The sequence below is a fragment of the Oleiphilus sp. HI0086 genome, from assembly GCF_001635225.1.
Map to the genome: position 1 here is coordinate 1 of NZ_LWFZ01001379.1, position 947 is coordinate 947.

The following is a 947-nucleotide window of genomic DNA, read 5'->3' on the forward strand; positions in this document are numbered from 1 at the left end:
GAAAACGTTATTCATTTGGTCCTCGCTAAGCTTCCTGATGCGCCTGCCGGCCCTAAAGGTATTTCTCTGTTCTTGGTTCCAAGAAACAAGGTTGATGAGAACAACGTTGTTGGCGAGAACAATAATGTAACGGTTGGCTCTATCGAGCATAAAATGGGTATCAAAGCTTCTGCAACCTGTGTCATGAACTTTGACGGCGCTCAAGGCTGGTTGGTTGGTGAGATTAACCAAGGTCTAAACGCAATGTTCACAATGATGAACTACGAGCGTTTGAGTGTTGGTATTCAGGGCTTAGGTGCTGCTGAGCGTTCATACCAGAATGCTGTTGAGTATGCATTGGATCGAATTCAGGGTAGAGCGGCAACAGGCCCGGCTCAACCTGAAAAGGCTGCTGACCCACTAATCGTGCATCCTGATATTCGCCGTATGTTGATGACTATGCGTGCTTACAATGAGGGTGGTCGTGCCTTCTCTAGCTATGTTGCGACTTTCTTGGATACAGCGAAATACTCAGATGACGCTGATGAGAAGAAGCATGCATCAGCAATGGTTGCATTGATGACGCCTATTGCAAAAGCATATTTGACTGATCGTGCTTTAGATTGTTGTATTGCTGGCCAGCAAGTATTTGGTGGTCACGGTTTCATTCGTGAGTGGGGCCAGGAGCAGTTGGTTCGTGATACGCGTATTACGCAAATCTACGAAGGTACTAATGGTATCCAATCTTTGGATTTGATGGGCCGTAAGATTGTCGCCAATGGCGGTAAGTTCTACGAACTATTTGCTTCAGAAGTCGCTTCGTTTATTCAGGTAGAGGCTGATAATGCTGACTTGGCTGAATTCGTTAAGCCACTGTCTGCAGCGCTTGAGCGTTTAAGTGATGTAACAGAATATGTTATCAATAGCGTTAAGGATGATCCAAACGCAATTGGTGCTGCATCGGTTGA

At 45.8% G+C, this 947-nt stretch carries 1 protein-coding gene; it reads left to right on the plus strand.

Going from position 1 to position 947, the window contains the following annotated elements:
• A partial coding sequence (locus tag A3756_RS23625; protein ID WP_197481500.1) for an acyl-CoA dehydrogenase occupies window positions 1-947 on the plus strand: 947 nt, incomplete at both ends.